Source organism: Microbacterium aureliae (assembly GCF_054780155.1).
This window is the reverse complement of record NZ_BAAGWW010000001.1, coordinates 340,166-356,314: the sequence shown is the minus strand read 5'-3', so window position 1 is coordinate 356,314 and position 16,149 is coordinate 340,166. Positions and strand designations below refer to the sequence as shown.

Sequence of the window (16,149 nt, the reverse complement as noted above, 5' to 3'; positions counted from 1 at the left end):
CTCAGTCCACGCCGAGGAAGGCGCGGTCGGTGAGGACGAGAGGCCCGTCCGCCGTGATGGCGACGGTGTGCTCGCAGTGCGCCCCGCGCGAGCCGTCGGCGCTGCGCAGAGTCCAGCCGTCGGGATCGGTGACGAGCTTGTCGGTGGTCTGGAGGAACCACGGCTCCAGCGCGACGACGAGACCCTCGCGCAGCGGATAGCCCCGCCCCGCCTTGCCGTCGTTGGGCACGTGCGGGTCGCCGTGCATGACGCGGCCCACTCCGTGCCCGCCGAAGTCGGTGTTGATCGAGTAGCCGTCGCCATGGGCGACCGTGGCGATCGCGTGGGAGATGTCGCCGATCCGGTTGCCGACCACGGCCGCCGCGATCGCGGCATCCAGCGCCCGCCGGGTGGTGTCGATGAGCGCGAGATCCTCGTCGCGGGGAGTGCCCACGACGAAAGACACGGCAGAGTCGGCGACCCAGCCGTCGATCGAGACGGCGAAGTCCAGCGACACCAGGTCGCCGTCGCGCAGGTCGTAGTCGAAGGGCAGGCCGTGCAGGACGGCGTCGTTGACCGACGTGCAGATGACCTTGCCGAAGGGGCTCGCGCCGAAAGAGGGGTGGTAGTCGATGTAGCACGAGGTGGCGCCCGCGCGACGGATCAGATCGTGTGCGCGACGGTCGATGGCGAGCAGGTTCGTGCCCACCTTCGTCTCGTCCCGCAGCGTCGCGAGCGTCTCGGCGACGAAGCGGCCCGCCGGTCTCATCGCCTCGATCTCGGCCGGGGTGCGCAGCTCGATCATTCTCCACGTCCTCTCATCGCTCCATTGTGTCTCACCGGCGACGTCGTCCCGGCGTTCTCACGGCCAGCGCGGGGCCGGCGCGGCGTAGCATCGGGGCATGGTGATCCGCCGCCTCCTGTTCGCGTGGCTCCTTCCCGCCGCCGTCGCCCTGCCGCTGTGGCTGTTCATCGGGTGGGCGGTCACCGGCGCCGGAGGGTGGGCCCTGCTGTGGGTCCTTCTCGCGGTGCCCGGGGTGCTCGTCTGGCAGCTGCTGGTGACCCTCCTCATCCGCGCCCGGGGGACCGTCCGCGCCCGTCGCGCGGTCTCGTGGGCCGACGCCGCCGGCGTTCTGGTGTGGCACGTGCTGGTGGTCGCCCTGGGCTTCTTCCACCCGGACTGGTGGGCGCTCACCATGGTCGGCGCGGTGCTCGCCGGCCTGGGGCTGTTTTGGAGCTCGCTGGCGCAGCTGTGGCGCGAGGCCAGGCCCACGGGCCTGGTCGCCGGCGTCGGCCGCGACGGCCTGCTCGGCGCGGTGCGCCCCGCCGGCTCGGCCGCGACCGCGGACGTCATCGTGGTCACCGAGAGCCGGGGGACCCCTCCTCGCTGACGCGTCGCGCGGTTTTGCCGGAGCACCCATCCGTGGCAGAATGGCTGTTTGTGCCCTGACCAGGTTCTGCCTCAGGGGAGCCGCCCTCCGACAGCGTCGGACGGCACGGGGCACACGACATCTTCCATCCCCTTCCCGCGGTCGACCTGTGGCGGCCGCAGAGAGAAACGATCATGCAGATCCTCGACACCGTCGACGCAGCCTCGCTCCGCTCCGACATCCCCGCCTTCGCTCCCGGCGACACCGTCAAGGTGCACGTCAACATCACCGAGGGCAACCGCTCGCGCATCCAGGTCTTCCAGGGCGTCGTGATCGGCCGCTCGGGCGACGGCGTGCGCGAGACCTTCACCGTCCGCAAGATCAGCTTCCAGGTCGGCGTCGAGCGGACCTTCCCGGTGCACAGCCCGGTCATCGACCACATCGAGGTCGTCACCCGAGGCGACGTGCGTCGCGCGAAGCTGTACTACCTGCGCAACCTCCGCGGCAAGAAGGCCAAGATCAAGGAGAAGCGCGAGAACTGATCCGCGCTCACGAAGGCCCGGTCCGTGACGGACCGGGCCTTCGTCGTCCCCCGCCCCTCGTCGGACCCGCTGCCGGCCGGTCCGCCCACGTCGTACACGGGGCTCGACCGACGCCGGGCGGGCCCGCGCATGTGCGACCCTTGATGAGTGGCCCTCCGATCGGCGGCGAGCCCGCTGGAGGAACCTGGATGACCACCGAGAAGACCGCGACGGAGGCGTCCGCTGCGGGGAGCCGCCGGTTCACGCCGCGCTCCCGCCGACGCGGCTGGGTCACCTTCCTGCGCGACGTGCTGGTGATCGTCGTGATCGCCGTCCTGGTGTCGTTCCTGGTCAAGACGTTCCTCGTGCGCTCGTTCTACATCCCGTCCGGATCGATGGAGGACACCCTCGAGATCCGCGACCGGATCCTCGTCGACGAGATCACCCCGCGTTTCGACGAGTTCGACCGCGGCGAGATCGTGGTCTTCCGCGACCCGGGCGGGTGGCTGCCGGTCACCCCCGATCCGCAGCGTCCCCCGCTGGTCGAGGCGGTCGACTGGGTGCTGGCGCTGGTCGGCCTGTCCGCGCCCGACAGCGACGATCATCTCGTCAAGCGCATCATCGGCCTGCCCGGTGACCGCGTGGTGTGCTGCAACGCGATCGGGCAGATCACCGTCAACGGCGTTCCCGTCGACGAGAGCGACTTCATCAAGCTGCCCACCGCGCAGTCGGCGGCGTCGGCCGACGAGTTCGACGTCACGGTGCCGGCCGAGAGCCTGTGGGTGCTCGGCGACAACCGGTACCGCTCCAAGGACTCCCGTTACAACACCGACCAGCCCGGCGGCGGATTCGTCCCGATCGACAACGTCGTCGGGCGCGTGTTCCTGATCACCTGGCCGTTCGATCGCTTCGGCATCGTCGACTCCCACGGCGCCGACTTCGCCGGCATCCCCGATCCCGCGTCCGGGTCGACGGGCGGCGACGCGGCGCCATGACCGTTGTGGAGCCCCGGCTGACGCTCGAGCGCCGGCTGCTCAAGGAGCACGCGACCGTGATCGCCTGCGACGAGGTCGGCCGCGGTGCGCTGGCGGGTCCGGTCGCCGTCGGCGCGGTGGCGATCGACGCCGCGCGCTCGCGCCGGCGCGTCCCCGCGGGACTGCGGGACTCCAAGCTCGTACCCGAGCAGCGCCGGCCCGACGTGGCCGCGCGTGCGGCGGAGTGGGTGCGCGCCAGCGCGGTGGGCTGGGCCAGCTCGGCCGAGATCGACGAGGTCGGCATCATGCGGGCGCTGGGCCTGGCGACGCTCCGCGCCCTCGCCGACCTCGGCGCCCACGGCGTCGTCCCCGCCGACGCGCTCATCCTGCTCGACGGCAACTACGACTACATCACCCCCGCCGGCGGAGCGGGCCTGCGCGTGCGGCCGGTGATCAAGGCCGATCGCGACTGCGCGAGCGCGGCCGCGGCATCCGTCATCGCCAAGGTCGCTCGCGACACGCTCATGGCGGGCCTGCACGACGACTTCCCGCCGTACGGCTGGGGACGCAACAAGGGGTACGCGAGCCCCGACCACCGCGCCGCCATCCTCGACCACGGCATGACACCCCACCACCGGGCCTCCTGGTCGATCGCGGGCGCACCGACGCTCTTCTGAGCGGGCCCTAGGATGGATGGACCATGGATGACGACGTCTTCGAAGACTACGACCGTGAGCTCGAACTGGCTTTGTACCGCGAGTACCGCGACGTCGTCTCGCAGTTCCAGTATGTGATCGAGACCGAGCGGCGGTTCTACCTCGCCAACGAGGTCAACGTCGTCCGCCGCGACACCGAGCACGACTTCTACTTCGAGATCTCGATGACCGACGTCTGGGTGTGGGACATCTACCGGGCCGACCGCTTCGTGAAGTCCGTCCGGGTCCTGACCTTCAAGGACGTCAACGTCGAGGAGCTCTCCCGGCGCGACTTCCAGCTGCCCGAAGAGCTGTCGCTGGACAGCTGACCGTTCGCACGTCGTCGACCCCACAGGCCGTTGTCCGCGCCCGTTTCTCCACGGATGCCGCCACCGCGGTCTTCCGTGATGCCCGGCGCGCGACGATCGCCGCATGGCAGAAAAGGATGTGCTGGGCCGGGACGGCGAGGACAGGGCTGCGCGGTATCTCGCCGATCGCGGCTACGACGTGGTCGACCGCAACTGGCGATGCGCGACGGGTGAGATCGACGTCGTCGCCGTGCACGAGCGGGACCTCGTCGTCGTCGAGGTCAAGACGCGGCGCGGCGCGGCGTTCGGTCACCCGTTCGAGGCCGTCGATCAGCGCAAGCGGCGGCGGCTGTGGCAGCTGGGCGTCGCCTGGATCGCGGCGCACCCCGCCCAGGCCCAGGGCCGTCGGCTGCGGCTCGACGCCATCGCGCTGATCGGCGCCGATCCGGCCTCGGCGACCCTGGAGCATCTCGTCGACCTGGATCTGCAGTGAGCGTCGCGCGCACGACGGCGGTGGCGCTGCAGGGGATGGCGGGGGTCATGGTCTCGGTCGAGGCCGATCTGTCCAATCAGACACCGGGGTTCCGCATCATCGGGCTGCCCGACAAGGCGCTGGGGGAGGCCGTGCAGCGCGTGCACAACGCGTGCGCCAACAGCGGGCTGATCCTTCCGCGCAGGCGGCTGACGGTCAACCTGTCGCCGGCGAGCGTTCCCAAGTCCGGATCCTCGTTCGACGTCGCCATCGCCATCACGGCGCTGGCCACCGAGATGCGGCTCGACCGGGCGCGGATGGAGTCGACGATGCACCTCGGCGAGCTCGGCCTGGACGGCCGCCTGCGCCCCGTGGCGGGTGTGCTCCCGGCGGTGCATGCGGCAGCCCAGGCGGGTGTCCGCCGGGTCGTCGTCCCCCACGCCAACGCCGCAGAGGCCGAGCTCATCCCCGGGGTCGAGGTGCTCGGCGCGGTGTCACTGGCCGACGTCGCGGCGTGGCACGGCGCGGCCGTCGAGCAGGCCGACCTCGAACCGGTCGCCGACGACCGCGGGCCCGCCGTCGTCGGCGACCCGGGACTCGATCTCGCCCAGGTCATCGGGCAGCGCGAGGCGGTCGAGGCCATCGTGACCGCGGCGGCGGGCGGCCACCACGTGCTCATGTGTGGTCCGCCCGGTGCGGGCAAGACGATGCTGGCGCGCCGGCTGCCCGGCATCCTGCCCGATCTGGACGACGCGGCCGCGCTGACGGTGGCCTCGATCCGGTCGCTCGCGGGGCAGGCGGTCACCAGCATCTCGCATGCGCCCCCGTTCGAGGCGCCGCATCACAGCGCCAGCGTGGCCGCCCTCGTCGGCGGCGGCTCGCGGGGCGTGCGGCCCGGGGCGATCGCCCGCGCCTCCGAGGGGGTGCTGTTCCTCGACGAGGCGGGGGTGACCAAAGCACACATTATCTGATCAGTGGGGGCGGAATTGCTCTATGTTCGTCCCGTGCACGTATTCATCAGTTGGTCGAAGCCCCGCTCGCTGCGCGTCGCGATAGCTCTTCGTGAGTACCTCCCGACCGTGATCCAGGAATGTCGCGAGATATTCGTGTCGTCAGAACAGGAGAAAGGGGTTGCCTGGTTCAGCAATATTGCACACAACCTCGACTCGGCCGCGGTCGGCCTGGTACTGATCACGCCCGAGAACCAGACGGAGGCCTGGTTGAACTTCGAAGGCGGTGCCCTGCTGGGACGTTTCGACGACCGCCGCGTTTGTCCAGTTCTGCTGTGGATGGAGCAGAGCGACTACGCGGGGCCGCTCGCGAACCTTCATATGACTCGTGCGGAGGACAAGGACGACGTTCTCCGGCTACTGAAGAAGATCAACAGTCTCAGCGAGAATCCGATAGATAACACGATTCTGGAGAAAGCGCACGATCGGGCTTGGCCTGAATTGGAGGCCGCCATCCAAACAGCACACGATGAACCAGGCGGCGTCGAACCGCAAAGAAGTGATTCTCAGAAGATCGACGAGATGCTCGGGATTCTGCGTGAGATACGACGCTACCCCGGCGACGAAGCGGACGCGCAGCCGAATACGGCTTCCGCGCATCTGAGGTCGCGTCTGACGAATGAGCGCTTCATGACAAGCACGCTTCGTCCTTCGGAGGTTGACGCGGCCGTCGCGTTGTGGAACGAAGCTCTCGCACATCGGCTAAGGGCGCAGCGTGATGACGGGTCAAGACTTCTGCCGGATGCTGCGCGAGAACCATCCGAGGATGGCGACGTCGAACACTAGAACAAGTCGTGAGTGTCGATAGCGCCCATCGGGCCGTGCGTACGGCAAACCAGGGCTAGGACAAGGGAGCCTTCGGCGAGGGGTGCGACGTCGAGGGGGCGGTCGCACGCCGGGCACCGGCGCGGCGGCTGGAGGTCGTCGAGGACGTCGTCGAGGTCGGCGGTCATCCGAGGCAGTCGAGCGCGGCCTCGACGGGATCGGTGCCCGAGAGGTTCTCGGGCATGACGAAGCTGGAGGCGACCGCGGCGACGGCGTCAACGGAGAGATACGCCGCGTCGCTCGCCGTTGTGGGGTCTTGAGTTGTCCACCACACGGCATCGGTGTCACCCGCCTCGCCGACGACGTGCGCGGCGACGAACCAGCCAGCCTCGGCCTCGACGGCGGCGAGTCGCTCGATGGTGTAGCCGATCCCGGCGTCGTCGAGGCCCCATTGAAGGCCAGCGCGGGCGCCGTCGGTCACGTCGAGGCATCGGGCGTCAGCGGTAGGCGTCGGCGTCGTGGCGGCAGCGGTGACCTCGGGCGGGCTACCAGCGCACCCGGCGAGGAGCGCGGCGCATGCGACGGGGACGAGCGGGCGGAGGCGCATAGTGCCGAGCGTATCGCCGCTACACGCCGAGGCTGAGCACGGCGGCGAGGGCGCCGCACGCGAGGCCGAGGGTGATGAGCACGAACTCGACGACGGGCCGGGCGCCACGCGCGGCGTTCATGACCTCCAGGACGTAGAGCGGGAGGTGGTTGACGTCGTGACCTGTCGGCGGGCGCACGCCGATGGCGCCGAAGATGTTGACGAGCTCCTCGCGGTGGCCGCTCTCGGCGGCGTTACGTGCCGCGGTCTGCGCGGCGGCTACGCGGCGGGCGTGGCGGGCGTCGCGGACAAGGTAGACCGCGAGCCCGGCGACCGGGAGCGCGAAGCTCGCCGCCGCGAGCCAGACGATGAGCGTGTGCATGCGCGTGAGGCTACAGGGCGGGCGCGCCGGGGCAACGCCGAAAGCCCCCGCCTCGGGGGAAGGCGGGGGCAGGGACGCGTTTACACGCGGGGCTCGACGGCGGCCAGTGCGGCCAGCGCCAGGGAGCGGGCGAGCGCCGAGGGCGGGCGTGCGGGGAGGCCGTCGATGGCGACGAGCTTGGCCCACGCGGCGGCGCGGCCCGCGCGGAGCTCGGCGAGGTGCCTCGGGGAAGCGACCGCGGCGACGTGCACGGTGACGACGCCGTCGACGCCGAGGTCGAGGTCGAGGCTCGCGTCGTCGGGCATGACGTGCTCGGTGACGTCGGCGAGGAGGTCGTAAGCCTCGTCGGCGGTGATGTCGAGCTCGGGGTCGGCGAGTTGCGCGCGGGCCCAGCCGACGACATCGGAGACGCGGAGGTGCGGCAGGACTGCGGCGCTGAGGGCCTCGTCGGGCTGGAGCTCGTAGGCGACGCCGCGGTGCCGCACGCGGAAGGGATGCGGGGCGAGGGCGGCGCCGAGGCGGTCGGCGACGTCGGCGGCGTTGAAGGTGGGCGCGGGCATGGGGCTCCTAGGGGGGGGCGAGGGTGGGCGGTTACCCTGACGGGATGGGGAGACACGAGCGCCGCCGCGTGACGTTGAGCGTGACGCTGGAGGAGTTGCACGCGCTGTATGACGCCGTCGCCGAGCACGGGCGCGAGCTCACGACGACAGGCGCCGTCGGCGAGGCGCGCGACCTCTGGCCGTTCATCGTGAGGCTCGGGAACGCGTGGGATGAGGCGGCGCCGAAGCGACGCCCGAGGGCGGCGCCCGAGGAGGACGTCGACTAGGCGGGGGTCAGGCGGCGGCCCGTGCGTGCGGCGTGCGCCACGAGAGCGCACGTGCGGCAGTGGGTCGCCAGGCCGTCCGGGCGGGAGCGGTTCGCGTCGAACTCTGCGAAGCGGAGCTTGCGGCGGCACGCCGGGCAGTAGCGGAGGCCGTCGGGCCGGAGCCGGGCGCGGTCGGCGGCGATCTGCTCGGGCGTGCGCGCCGAGCGGCGCGCGGTGCGGCGCCTCTCGTCCTCGCGGACGCGGTCACGGTGGCGGGCGCGGTAGCGGCGGTAGCGGTCGTCGGCCATCAGAACGGCGGGAGCTCGATGACGCCGGGCGTGTCGGTGACGACGTCGCCGGGGGAGGCGGCGCGGGCGCGCTGGAGCCGGTCGAGGAGGTCGGCGCCGTGGAGGCCGGGGACCGAGCGGCGGAGGGCGAAGTAGGCGGCATCGGCGATCCGGTCGACGGTGATGTGCGGGATGCCGGAGTCGACGGCGTGGGCGTAGGCGGTGGCCGCCGCGCGTGCCGTCGCCGGGGTCCAGCCGCCCGCGGGGGTGACGGGGTTGAACTCGGGGAGCTCCTCGCCCTTGAAGCGCGGGAGGAGGCCCGTGGGGGCCGCGGGCGGGGCCTCGGTCATCCACCTCATCGGCGGCGTCCTGAGGTGCCGTCCATGCGGGCAGTGAAGCGACCGTTGCCGCCGCGGGAGCCCTGCGCCGGGCGCGGCGGGACGAGCTTGGACAGGAGCGCGCCAGCCGCCGCGCGGGTGAGGCGGGCCTCGACGAGCGCCGGGTGCACGACGGTCTGCCCAGTGGAGCCGGTGGCGAGGAGGCCCGCCTCGCGGGCGGTCGCGGTGAGCTTGTCGGCGGCGGTGATGAGCTCGGCGGCCTCGCCGAGCATGGCGGCCTCTGCGCCGTCGAGCTCGGGACGGGCCGAGGTGACCGTGCGGACGACGTCGACGGCGGCGTCGGTCCAGTGGTCGGGGTAGGCGGTCGTGGACACGGTTGCTCCAAGGGGGTCAGGGGCGCGGAGGGGGACGTCGAAAAATGGGGAATCGCGGACGGTACGCGGCGCGAGACGCTCTGGCCGCTCGGGGAGGAGCGACCCCGGGGGAGGGGAGGCACCCCCCACCCCCTAGACTTCGCGGTGTGACGGATGGACGCACCCGGTACCGCACGACGCTTGAGTTGCAGTTGCCGTCATCGAAGCTCAAGGCCTTCAAGAGGTGGGTTGATCGGTACGCCCCAGCCGAGCACAAGTGGCGCGACCTCGAAGCGTCCTACGTGTCTGTCATCCGCGATAGCTCGTCAGGAGGGCTTGACGCCGTTCGTGTGCTCATCGACGCGCTCGGCTGGGAGGGCGCCGGTGAGGATGCCGAGGACGCCGCTCTCGATACGGTGGCTCGAGCCGTTGGCCGTGTGAACCGAAGCGGCCCTGGGGAGAGCGCTCGCGTGAGGGATAGCGGGGCGGTCTAGGCCGAGGGTTTGCGCTGCCGGGCGCATGCGGGTGTCGTCATGGGGCGCGCCATGAGCCTGCGGTTCTTATCACGGGCCACCTTCCGCAGAAATGTAGTCGCCTGGTGGCTGCGAACACAGGCATCGGGTGGAGGAGGGGTGTCGACGTGACGTCGTGGATAACGGTGCCTTTGGGCTGCGATACACCAATAGAGTGCCCCCATGATCTTCACGTGGCAGATGGCGGAGGAGTTGGCCGCAGCTCATCTTCGCGGCCTTGGTTTTCGCGACGCCAGGCGCACGGGCTCGGGGGCTGATGGTGGAATTGACGTGACCGGTTCAGGAGTTGCAGCGCAGGTCAAGCACCTTAGTCGGCCTGTCGGCGGACCTGATGTCCAGAGACTGCGTGGCGCGGCGTATCGCTCTGTGTCCGCGGCGTTCTACGCTTCCTCTGGTTACACGGAGGCGGCGATACGCGCCGCCGCTGCCACCGGCGTTGCCCTCTTTCGGTTCACGAACAGCAATGACGTTCTCCCGGTGAATGCCGAGGCTGTCGAATGGTGCTCGGGAGCCGATAAGGCGGCGACGCTAAAGGTTCTGGGGGCGGCAGCTCACGATCGCATGGAACAACTGCGCGGTCTGCATTCCACGGTCCACCCGCGCGTCGGCGCCTGGGCGAAAGCGGCGCGGGAGATTGAATCGGAAGCGGTGGAGCTATTGTCGCGGGAACCCTCGAATGAGCAGGCGGAGGCAATGGAGGAACGTCTCCGGAAGGTCTTGATCATTAACGCCAAAGCGAGGGAGGTCCGGGTCGCGCAGGAGGCTGCACTGCACTCGATCAACGACCTCGCAGCGGTGTTCGGATCGGTACCTGAGGGGGATATCGCGGCGACGTTCGTGTGGCTCAGCAAGGTCGACATGATCGGCATAGCGGCCAAGCTTGAAGCCATGGAGGAGGCGGTGGCCAGGTACGAATTTGGGCTGCAGAGCTTCGCCGAGCACGGTGAGCCATGACATCCCGGGCTTCGCGGATTCTATCCGGGTGGTGGAATGTCGAGGGCTGGCCAACTGCCGCCGAGTGGGGAGCCTTGTGGACGTTCGCTACTTTCGGTGTCGCGCTAGGCGCTGCGGTGTTGGCGTTTGGCCAGTTGCGCATCATCTTGTTGGAGCGCGAGGAGCGGGAGCGTCCGTATGTGACGGTCGACTTCGAGTTTCGATCATTGCTAGTTCTTATCGCCGTGGAGAACACGTCCAATAAACTCGCTACCGACGTCACGCTCCGTTCGTCGCCGGTCCCGCGCTCGTCTCAGGGTGATCGGCTCGGCAGAATCGAGAAGATATTTGACGGTTCTTTCACGATTCGTCAGCTTGCGCCCCATCGGCGGATGAGTTGGCACATTGACACGGCGCCCGAGTTGCTGAACTCAGACGAATTGCCCACGAGATTCGAGGTCGTGGTCCGCTATTGCGACCCGCTCGCCCGCCCCGTCCGCTCGCTTGGGTATCAGGCCGCCAGGCCGACACCCAAGTGGTACGAAGACACGTATGTCTTGGACTTGCTCCAGTACGGAGAGTCGGCGACGGAGCAGGATTACGACAATAGGAACTGGAACGCCGTGCAGCGGAACGAGCGCAGGCTGGAGCGGATATCGGTTGCGGCGGAGCGAATCGCATCGGGGCTGAGTATTCAGAGTTCTGCGCAGCGAACCTACGATGACCTACGCGAATCGTCTCGCACTCGCAGACGGGTCATAGGCAAGCCGCGCATACGGGGGAGGCGCGGGCGGCGTTGAACGGGGCGGCCTCGACGGTTGGGGGGGACGACTCGGACGCCGACCCGCCCCCCGCCGGTCGTTGAAGTGTGGCGCTCTATCGCGTGGTGACTGCCGCGACGATGCCGTCAGCAAGTTCGTCTCCGAACTTGGCGGCGGCGGCTCTGGCGAGAGCCTTGGCTCGGCCTGCGCGGACACGGGCGAGTGTCTCTGCCATGCCCTCGCCCCGGTTGACGGCGTCGATGGCTCGGTGCTTGGCCATGCCGCGCGACTCCAGAATGCGGACGGCCTCGGCGTGCACGGTGCGAAGCTGGCCGCCGCGGAGCTCGGCGACGGTCGCCGGGTACGGCTGGAAGCCGGTGTCGTCGGCCTCGCGCCGCTTGGGCGCGCGCTCGGTGCTCGGGGCGGTCGCCTCGGCCACGACGCGGTCGATGACGGGGTCGAGGTCGAGGTCGTGTGCACGGGGGCTCATCGGGTGGCCTCACGCTCGATCACGCCGCGGAGATCGCGGGCCAGCGTGTCGACGTCGCCGCTGACGGTGTGGCGGAAGATGCCGTCCTTGCGGGCGTACACGTCGGGCACGAGCGCCTCGGCCTCGGCGAAGGTCACGATGGCCTTGTCGAGCTCGGCGAGCTTGGCGACGACGGCGGCGTGCCGCTCCTCGGCGACCTTCAAGGCCTCGGCGTCGCACGCGGCGCTGGCCTCGACGAACGCCGCGAGGGCGCGGTAAGTGCGTCGCACCTCGTGGCCGATCTTGACCTCGGCGGCGCGGGCGTCCTTGACCTCGTAGTCGAGGCGGCGCCACGATTCGATGTCGACGTCGCGGCGGGCGACATAGCCCGAGTCTGCGCTCACGCTCGCGTCGCGGAAGGCATAGGTGGCGGTGTTCGCGGCCTCGCGGGCGGCCTTGGCCGCGTCTCGCGCGGCGTAGAACGCCTTCAGGAGGGGCTTGGCGCCGGGGTCAGCGGTGATGGCCCACTCGGGCGCCGGGGTCGGAGTGCCGGGGCCGTAGTCGAGCGGCTCGCGGGTGGTGATGCTCATGTGTTGTTGTCCTTCGATGGGACGTCGCGCGCCCAGTAGAGACGCGCGTGTGAGGGCAGGGGACGCCCTCGGGGGAGGTGGGCTAGGCCCAGGCTCCAGCGGGGAGGAGGAGCTCCTCGCGGCGGCGTGCGCGGTTGCGCAAGATGTCCGCGGCGCACTCGTCGATGGACGCGTCATCTGCTCGCGGGCGCCGACACTCGGTGAAGCGCTGTTCAAGCTCGCGCCGGGTGCGGGGGTCGAGGCGGTCGATGGGTCGCACGTGCGGCCTTTCGGTCGGGTGAGGTGGGGACAGGGCCCGCCCCGTCCTCGCGTCCCAGGAGCGTTGACGAGGAGGGGCGGGCGTCGCCCGCGGCGACGATGACGCGGGCGGGCCGAGCGGCTAGGTGAGGACGCTCGGGGTCAGGGGCGTTTACACGCGGCTAGGAGGTACGACGGGCGCGATACGCGGCGAGGTCGACGGGCGCGCGGGCGACGGTGGCGCCGGGCGCGTCGTGCGCGTCGACGTCGGGGGCCGCCTCACGGGCGCGGCGGCGCTCAAGGACGCCGCGGAGCACCTCGCGCTGTTCGGCCCAGGCCAGGCGGGCGACGCGGTCGAGGACCTCGTCGGCGATGAGCTCGTCGTCAGAGGGGATGGGGGCATGGTGGTTTCCTCTCGTGCCGGATCGGTGAAGGCGTAGTAGCGACCGTGGGATCGGCGCACCTCGCGGAGGCCGAGCTCGGGGCCGAGTTCACGTAGGAGGGCGACAGCGCGCCGCGGCCCGACCGCGACGGGGCGGGTCGGGTAGCCCTCGTCGCGGGCGACAAGCTCCCACGATTCCGGGGTGGGTCGCGTAGGGCGTGTGGGGCGTGCGTCCTCGGGGTAGCGGCGGGAGTTCAGGCGGCGGCCCGCGGCGATGGCGTTGGCGCGGCGGAGTTGCCACTTGACGAGGTCGGAAGTCCAGCGATCCACCGCGGCCTCATAGTCGGAGAGGGCGTTGTCGTTACCGTCGCGGACCTCCCAATAGGCGGCCTCGGCCTCGTCGGCGAACGTGCGGAGGGCCTCGACGAGGAAGTCGCGCGGGAGGAGCGCCGGGTCGAGCTCGTCGACGATGAAGTCCCACGTTGTCAGGCTGTGGAGAAAGGCGACAACGGTGTCGCGCTCGCGTTCCGCGCGGCGTGCGCGGTAAGCGGAGGTGCGTTCAGCGGAGGTGAGGGTCATGCGTTATCCAGTCGTGCGCGCCTTGAGCGGGGGCGATCCAATCCGCAGTGATGAGGGAGCGAGGGAAGGTGCGCCGAGAGGCCCGGCCCGGACTGGATTACGGGGCGGGCCTCTCGGGCTTGTAGGTCGCGCCGGGGCTCAATCCGGGGCGACTCCACACGCGCGCGGGATGGGCGTGGTGGCTGGGGGCCGCCTAGGCGGCGGGGAGGATGCGTGCGGCATCGGCGGCGATGCGGTCGAGCTCAGCGCGGTAGTGCTCGCGGTCGGCGTCAGACGCGCCGGGCGCGGTCATGGCGATGACAGCGGCGGTCTGCCGGTGGAGTAGCTCGGCGGCGGCCTTGACGGCGTTGGCGGCGGTTGCCCCGCGCCAGCGCTTGGAGCGGCATGCGGTCGAGCACGTGATGGCGGCTGATGTCGATGCGGTGAAGGCGCGGCCACACTGGGCGCACTCGTGCTGGTACTCCATCAGGTGGGGCCTTTCTGTCGGGGGGGTGTGTCACACGGCGAGGTGCCGCGAAAAGGCCCGCCGACGGGGGCGGGCGAATGTGACCGGGGGAGCCGCGGCGCCGGGCCGCTATTGTCAGCGCGCCCGGTCGGCGGGGGTCAGGATCGTGGGGTAGGTGGTTTACCTCCTACCCCTCTACAGGCCGCCGGCCTGCCCGCTCCTAGGAGTAGAGGAGGCGGAGGAGCTTGACGTTGGCGAGCACCGGGAAGGGCGGTGTCGACGAGGGCCATGATGCGGCCCTCCAGCGTGTCGGACGTGACCGCCTCGGCCTCGCCGTCGGGGGAGACGTGCACGAGAAGAGAGGCCGCCTGGAGGGGCGGGACTGCCCAGACTTTCTGCCGGGCATCGGCGCCGGTGGGTGGCGCACCGGGGCGGGGCTGGCGGTCGGTGCGGGGGCGCGCCCGCGCGGCGGGCCGGGGGTAGGTGGGGGCCGAGGGGCCCGGTCCCAGGGGAGGCCGGTGGGCCTAGTGACTGCTACGTGTTCACGACGCCCATTCAGGCGTGTTTCCCATTCCCGCTACTAGAGAGCGAGCTCTCAAGGGGGGAATTTGAGATAGGGCAGAAAGCGCGATGTGAACACGTAGCGGTCACTCCCTCCCAGCCCGGGCATCGCCGCCTCACCCCGGCGCACGTTCACACGCCCGCCGCACGCCGGGGCCATCGCCCTCGACCCCGGCGCGGGGGTCACGCCGCTCGAAAGCGGAGCGCGGGGGCCCACGGTCCCGCGTCGGTGAGCGGCCCCGCCTCGGGTGCGTGGTCGGCATCCCAGCGGAGGAGGATGCGGTCGCCGAGCGGTGCCCGTCCGTTGCCGCCCGCCGCCCGGGTGATGAAGGCGTGGGGGATGACCTCGCGGAGGAGCTCACGTCGGAGCTCTAGGCTGGCCTCGCCCGCGGTGCCCGCCCACACGTCGGCCATTGTGCGGCCCGTGGGCACGAGGACGACCTCGACCGCGGGGGCGTGCGCGCGGAGGTCGCGGCGCCGGTCCTTGAGCTTGGCCAGGCGAGCGAAGAGGGCGACCTCGTCGCCGTCGTCCCTGCTCATCGCCGAGGTTGTGTCGGCGATGGCCGCCTCGACCTCGGCGAGCTCGCGGGCGACGTCTGGGGCGGTGACGACCTCCTCGCGCCGGAGCTCGGGCTTGGCGCCCACCGCATCGAGGAAGGCGGCCTCAATGAAGCCCTCGATGAGGTCGACATCGACGGTCGCCGGTGCCGCGCACGCGTCGAGCTTGCCCGAGGAGGCGCGGCACCGGAAATGCCGCGGAGCGACGCCGTCCCGGTCCCGCTTCTGCACATAGAGCTTTGCGCCGCACCCGGCGCATCGCACGACATCGCTGAGCCATGAGGCCATGCGCCGGGCTTGCTTGCGGCCCGTCTCAGGGAGCCGCTCGCGGAGGCGGCGATGCGTGTCGGCGTCGATGATCGGCTCCCATCGGGTGATCGGGACGCCTAGGGCGTCGACGACGACGCGGCGCTCCAGTACGGGCCTGCCATCCGGGCCGGTGACCTCGACGCGCCTGGTGGTGCGTCCGATGAGCGTCTCTGACCGCCAGAGGTTGCGGACGGTCGTGAAGCGCCACTCGCCCTTATCGAGGTGCGAGTGCCGCACGCCGCTCTGACGGGCACGGCGGGCGGGGCTCGTCGGCGTGGGCACGTCGTGGTCGGCGAGCCAGCGGGTCGCGGTTGCGAGGGTCGCGCCGCCGATGAGAAGGTCGGCCACCTCGCGGACGACGGCGACCTCGTAGTCGTCGGGAACCAGCACCTTGCCGGGGCCGTGGGGGCTCTTGATGGCGCGGTAGCCGAAGCCCGGGACGCCGCCGAGGTGGCGCTGATCCTCGGGGCGGGTCTTGCTGAGGTGGCCGTCGCGCATCGCCGCGACGCGGGCGCTCGTGTTCTCGGCCTCGGTGCGGGCAACCTCGGCCAGCACGGCGGCGACGATGCGCCACGCGGGCTGATCCGAGCGGAGCCCGTCGCGGTAGGCCGCGAAGACGGCGTCGGGGCGGGCGTCGAGGGTCGCCATGAGCTCGCCGATGGCGGCGATGCCCTGGCGGCTCCAGCGGTCGAGCTTCCACACGAGGAGGACGTCGGCCTCGCCGTCGCGGAGCATGCGGAGGGCCTCGACCGCTTTGTCGCGGGTCTTCGTGCCGCTCACGCCGTCATCGGCGAGCTCGGCGACGATGTCCCAGCCTTCGCGCTCGGCGAGCGCCGCGAGGTCGGCCCGCTGACGGGGGATGGCCTCGCTCTCCTCGGTGGATCGGCTGAGACGTAGGTACGTGACGGCGCGGCGCGGCGTCGTGGACTTGGGGTGCTTCATGGTGG

Annotated in this window: 24 protein-coding genes; 11 read left to right on the top strand and 13 right to left on the bottom strand. The window is 70.8% G+C overall.

Annotated features, from left to right (window positions below; all coding sequences use genetic code 11):
* Position 1: 1 nt before the first annotated feature.
* Positions 2–784 (bottom strand): type I methionyl aminopeptidase, encoded by a 783-nt coding sequence (gene map, locus ACYVF4_RS01790; RefSeq protein ID WP_460719149.1) that lies wholly within the window; start codon positions 782–784, stop codon positions 2–4.
* Between the two features lie 97 nt (positions 785–881).
* Here map and ACYVF4_RS01785 point away from each other — a divergent pair, with 97 nt between their 5' ends.
* The 8 genes from ACYVF4_RS01785 (at position 882) to ACYVF4_RS01750 (ending at position 6,115) form a co-directional block, all read left to right on the top strand.
* The gene (locus ACYVF4_RS01785) at positions 882–1,370 is read left to right on the top strand and encodes an MFS transporter permease (RefSeq protein WP_460719147.1); all 489 of its coding nucleotides are present in this window, start codon (positions 882–884) and stop codon (positions 1,368–1,370) included.
* Between the two features lie 173 nt (positions 1,371–1,543).
* Entirely contained in the window at positions 1,544–1,891 is a 348-nt protein-coding gene (gene rplS, locus ACYVF4_RS01780; RefSeq protein WP_460719145.1) for a 50S ribosomal protein L19, read from the top strand.
* 188 nt (positions 1,892–2,079) lie between these two features.
* Entirely contained in the window at positions 2,080–2,865 is a 786-nt protein-coding gene (lepB, locus tag ACYVF4_RS01775) for a signal peptidase I (RefSeq protein WP_460719143.1), read from the top strand.
* Positions 2,862–3,521, top strand: a complete 660-nt coding sequence (locus tag ACYVF4_RS01770; RefSeq protein ID WP_460719141.1) for a ribonuclease HII — start codon at positions 2,862–2,864, stop codon at positions 3,519–3,521. Before lepB ends, ACYVF4_RS01770 begins: the two co-directional genes overlap by 4 nt.
* Before the next feature lie 23 nt (positions 3,522–3,544).
* Positions 3,545–3,868 (top strand): DUF2469 family protein, encoded by a 324-nt coding sequence (locus ACYVF4_RS01765; protein WP_121149251.1) that lies wholly within the window; start codon positions 3,545–3,547, stop codon positions 3,866–3,868.
* Between the two features lie 103 nt (positions 3,869–3,971).
* Complete coding sequence (locus ACYVF4_RS01760; RefSeq protein WP_460719139.1) at positions 3,972–4,340, top strand: YraN family protein; 369 nt, start codon at positions 3,972–3,974, stop codon at positions 4,338–4,340.
* Positions 4,337–5,290 (top strand): ATP-binding protein, encoded by a 954-nt coding sequence (locus tag ACYVF4_RS01755; protein WP_460719137.1) that lies wholly within the window; start codon positions 4,337–4,339, stop codon positions 5,288–5,290. Before ACYVF4_RS01760 ends, ACYVF4_RS01755 begins: the two co-directional genes overlap by 4 nt.
* Positions 5,291–5,323: 33 nt before the next feature.
* Positions 5,324–6,115 (top strand): hypothetical protein, encoded by a 792-nt coding sequence (locus tag ACYVF4_RS01750; RefSeq protein ID WP_460719135.1) that lies wholly within the window; start codon positions 5,324–5,326, stop codon positions 6,113–6,115.
* On the opposite strand, the gene ACYVF4_RS01745 is transcribed toward ACYVF4_RS01750, so the two are convergent.
* From ACYVF4_RS01745 to ACYVF4_RS01730, 4 genes are all read right to left on the bottom strand, one after another.
* Positions 6,112–6,282: a hypothetical protein gene (locus ACYVF4_RS01745; protein ID WP_460719133.1), complete on the bottom strand. Its 171-nt coding sequence runs from the start codon at positions 6,280–6,282 to the stop codon at positions 6,112–6,114. The genes ACYVF4_RS01750 and ACYVF4_RS01745 overlap by 4 nt on opposite strands.
* On the bottom strand, positions 6,279–6,575 hold the full coding sequence (locus ACYVF4_RS01740) for a hypothetical protein (protein WP_460719131.1): 297 nt from the start codon (positions 6,573–6,575) through the stop codon (positions 6,279–6,281). Before ACYVF4_RS01740 ends, ACYVF4_RS01745 begins: the two co-directional genes overlap by 4 nt.
* Positions 6,576–6,720: 145 nt before the next feature.
* A complete protein-coding gene (locus ACYVF4_RS01735; protein WP_460719129.1) occupies positions 6,721–7,062 on the bottom strand; it encodes a hypothetical protein in 342 nt (113 codons plus the stop codon).
* Positions 7,063–7,142: 80 nt separating this feature from the next.
* Positions 7,143–7,622: a hypothetical protein gene (locus ACYVF4_RS01730; protein ID WP_460719127.1), complete on the bottom strand. Its 480-nt coding sequence runs from the start codon at positions 7,620–7,622 to the stop codon at positions 7,143–7,145.
* Positions 7,623–7,666: 44 nt separating this feature from the next.
* Here ACYVF4_RS01730 and ACYVF4_RS01725 point away from each other — a divergent pair, with 44 nt between their 5' ends.
* Positions 7,667–7,888, top strand: coding sequence for a hypothetical protein (locus ACYVF4_RS01725; RefSeq protein ID WP_460719125.1), 222 nt, complete (start codon positions 7,667–7,669; stop codon positions 7,886–7,888).
* On the opposite strand, the gene ACYVF4_RS01720 is transcribed toward ACYVF4_RS01725, so the two are convergent.
* The 3 genes from ACYVF4_RS01720 to ACYVF4_RS01710 are packed head-to-tail and all read right to left on the bottom strand — an operon-like array spanning position 7,885 to position 8,866.
* Positions 7,885–8,175 carry a hypothetical protein gene (locus ACYVF4_RS01720; RefSeq protein WP_460719123.1) on the bottom strand — a complete coding sequence of 97 codons (291 nt, stop codon included), beginning with the start codon at positions 8,173–8,175 and terminating at the stop codon, positions 7,885–7,887. The two genes, ACYVF4_RS01725 and ACYVF4_RS01720, sit on opposite strands and share 4 nt — an antisense overlap.
* A complete protein-coding gene (locus ACYVF4_RS01715) occupies positions 8,175–8,504 on the bottom strand; it encodes a hypothetical protein (protein WP_460719121.1) in 330 nt (109 codons plus the stop codon). Before ACYVF4_RS01715 ends, ACYVF4_RS01720 begins: the two co-directional genes overlap by 1 nt.
* Positions 8,505–8,509: 5 nt before the next feature.
* Positions 8,510–8,866 carry a hypothetical protein gene (locus ACYVF4_RS01710; RefSeq protein ID WP_460719119.1) on the bottom strand — a complete coding sequence of 119 codons (357 nt, stop codon included), beginning with the start codon at positions 8,864–8,866 and terminating at the stop codon, positions 8,510–8,512.
* Positions 8,867–9,012: 146 nt separating this feature from the next.
* On the opposite strand from ACYVF4_RS01710, the gene ACYVF4_RS01705 reads away from it, so the two are divergent.
* Both ACYVF4_RS01705 and ACYVF4_RS01700 read left to right on the top strand, forming a co-directional pair.
* Entirely contained in the window at positions 9,013–9,339 is a 327-nt protein-coding gene (locus ACYVF4_RS01705) for a hypothetical protein (RefSeq protein WP_460719117.1), read from the top strand.
* 201 nt (positions 9,340–9,540) lie between these two features.
* On the top strand, positions 9,541–10,332 hold the full coding sequence (locus tag ACYVF4_RS01700; protein WP_460719115.1) for a restriction endonuclease: 792 nt from the start codon (positions 9,541–9,543) through the stop codon (positions 10,330–10,332).
* 855 nt (positions 10,333–11,187) lie between these two features.
* Here ACYVF4_RS01700 and ACYVF4_RS01695 read toward each other — a convergent pair.
* From ACYVF4_RS01695 to ACYVF4_RS01675, 5 genes are all read right to left on the bottom strand, one after another.
* Positions 11,188–11,562: a hypothetical protein gene (locus tag ACYVF4_RS01695; protein ID WP_460719113.1), complete on the bottom strand. Its 375-nt coding sequence runs from the start codon at positions 11,560–11,562 to the stop codon at positions 11,188–11,190.
* Entirely contained in the window at positions 11,559–12,131 is a 573-nt protein-coding gene (locus tag ACYVF4_RS01690; protein WP_460719111.1) for a hypothetical protein, read from the bottom strand. Before ACYVF4_RS01690 ends, ACYVF4_RS01695 begins: the two co-directional genes overlap by 4 nt.
* A gap of 409 nt (positions 12,132–12,540) precedes the next feature.
* Positions 12,541–13,329: a hypothetical protein gene (locus tag ACYVF4_RS01685; protein ID WP_460719109.1), complete on the bottom strand. Its 789-nt coding sequence runs from the start codon at positions 13,327–13,329 to the stop codon at positions 12,541–12,543.
* A gap of 193 nt (positions 13,330–13,522) precedes the next feature.
* Entirely contained in the window at positions 13,523–13,795 is a 273-nt protein-coding gene (locus ACYVF4_RS01680; RefSeq protein ID WP_460719107.1) for a hypothetical protein, read from the bottom strand.
* Positions 13,796–14,518: 723 nt separating this feature from the next.
* Positions 14,519–16,144 (bottom strand): recombinase family protein, encoded by a 1,626-nt coding sequence (locus ACYVF4_RS01675; RefSeq protein WP_460719105.1) that lies wholly within the window; start codon positions 16,142–16,144, stop codon positions 14,519–14,521.
* Positions 16,145–16,149: the final 5 nt, after the last annotated feature.

Coding starts and splice junctions, on each gene's coding strand:
- map (WP_460719149.1), bottom strand. CDS start 784: ATGATCGAGCTGCGCACCCCGGCCGAGATCGAGGCGATGAGACCGGCG.
- ACYVF4_RS01785 (WP_460719147.1), top strand. CDS start 882: ATGGTGATCCGCCGCCTCCTGTTCGCGTGGCTCCTTCCCGCCGCCGTC.
- rplS (WP_460719145.1), top strand. CDS start 1,544: ATGCAGATCCTCGACACCGTCGACGCAGCCTCGCTCCGCTCCGACATC.
- lepB (WP_460719143.1), top strand. CDS start 2,080: ATGACCACCGAGAAGACCGCGACGGAGGCGTCCGCTGCGGGGAGCCGC.
- ACYVF4_RS01770 (WP_460719141.1), top strand. CDS start 2,862: ATGACCGTTGTGGAGCCCCGGCTGACGCTCGAGCGCCGGCTGCTCAAG.
- ACYVF4_RS01765 (WP_121149251.1), top strand. CDS start 3,545: ATGGATGACGACGTCTTCGAAGACTACGACCGTGAGCTCGAACTGGCT.
- ACYVF4_RS01760 (WP_460719139.1), top strand. CDS start 3,972: ATGGCAGAAAAGGATGTGCTGGGCCGGGACGGCGAGGACAGGGCTGCG.
- ACYVF4_RS01745 (WP_460719133.1), bottom strand. CDS start 6,282: ATGACCGCCGACCTCGACGACGTCCTCGACGACCTCCAGCCGCCGCGC.
- ACYVF4_RS01735 (WP_460719129.1), bottom strand. CDS start 7,062: ATGCACACGCTCATCGTCTGGCTCGCGGCGGCGAGCTTCGCGCTCCCG.
- ACYVF4_RS01730 (WP_460719127.1), bottom strand. CDS start 7,622: ATGCCCGCGCCCACCTTCAACGCCGCCGACGTCGCCGACCGCCTCGGC.
- ACYVF4_RS01725 (WP_460719125.1), top strand. CDS start 7,667: ATGGGGAGACACGAGCGCCGCCGCGTGACGTTGAGCGTGACGCTGGAG.
- ACYVF4_RS01720 (WP_460719123.1), bottom strand. CDS start 8,175: ATGGCCGACGACCGCTACCGCCGCTACCGCGCCCGCCACCGTGACCGC.
- ACYVF4_RS01715 (WP_460719121.1), bottom strand. CDS start 8,504: ATGACCGAGGCCCCGCCCGCGGCCCCCACGGGCCTCCTCCCGCGCTTC.
- ACYVF4_RS01700 (WP_460719115.1), top strand. CDS start 9,541: ATGATCTTCACGTGGCAGATGGCGGAGGAGTTGGCCGCAGCTCATCTT.
- ACYVF4_RS01695 (WP_460719113.1), bottom strand. CDS start 11,562: ATGAGCCCCCGTGCACACGACCTCGACCTCGACCCCGTCATCGACCGC.
- ACYVF4_RS01690 (WP_460719111.1), bottom strand. CDS start 12,131: ATGAGCATCACCACCCGCGAGCCGCTCGACTACGGCCCCGGCACTCCG.
- ACYVF4_RS01685 (WP_460719109.1), bottom strand. CDS start 13,329: ATGACCCTCACCTCCGCTGAACGCACCTCCGCTTACCGCGCACGCCGC.
- ACYVF4_RS01680 (WP_460719107.1), bottom strand. CDS start 13,795: ATGGAGTACCAGCACGAGTGCGCCCAGTGTGGCCGCGCCTTCACCGCA.
- ACYVF4_RS01675 (WP_460719105.1), bottom strand. CDS start 16,144: ATGAAGCACCCCAAGTCCACGACGCCGCGCCGCGCCGTCACGTACCTA.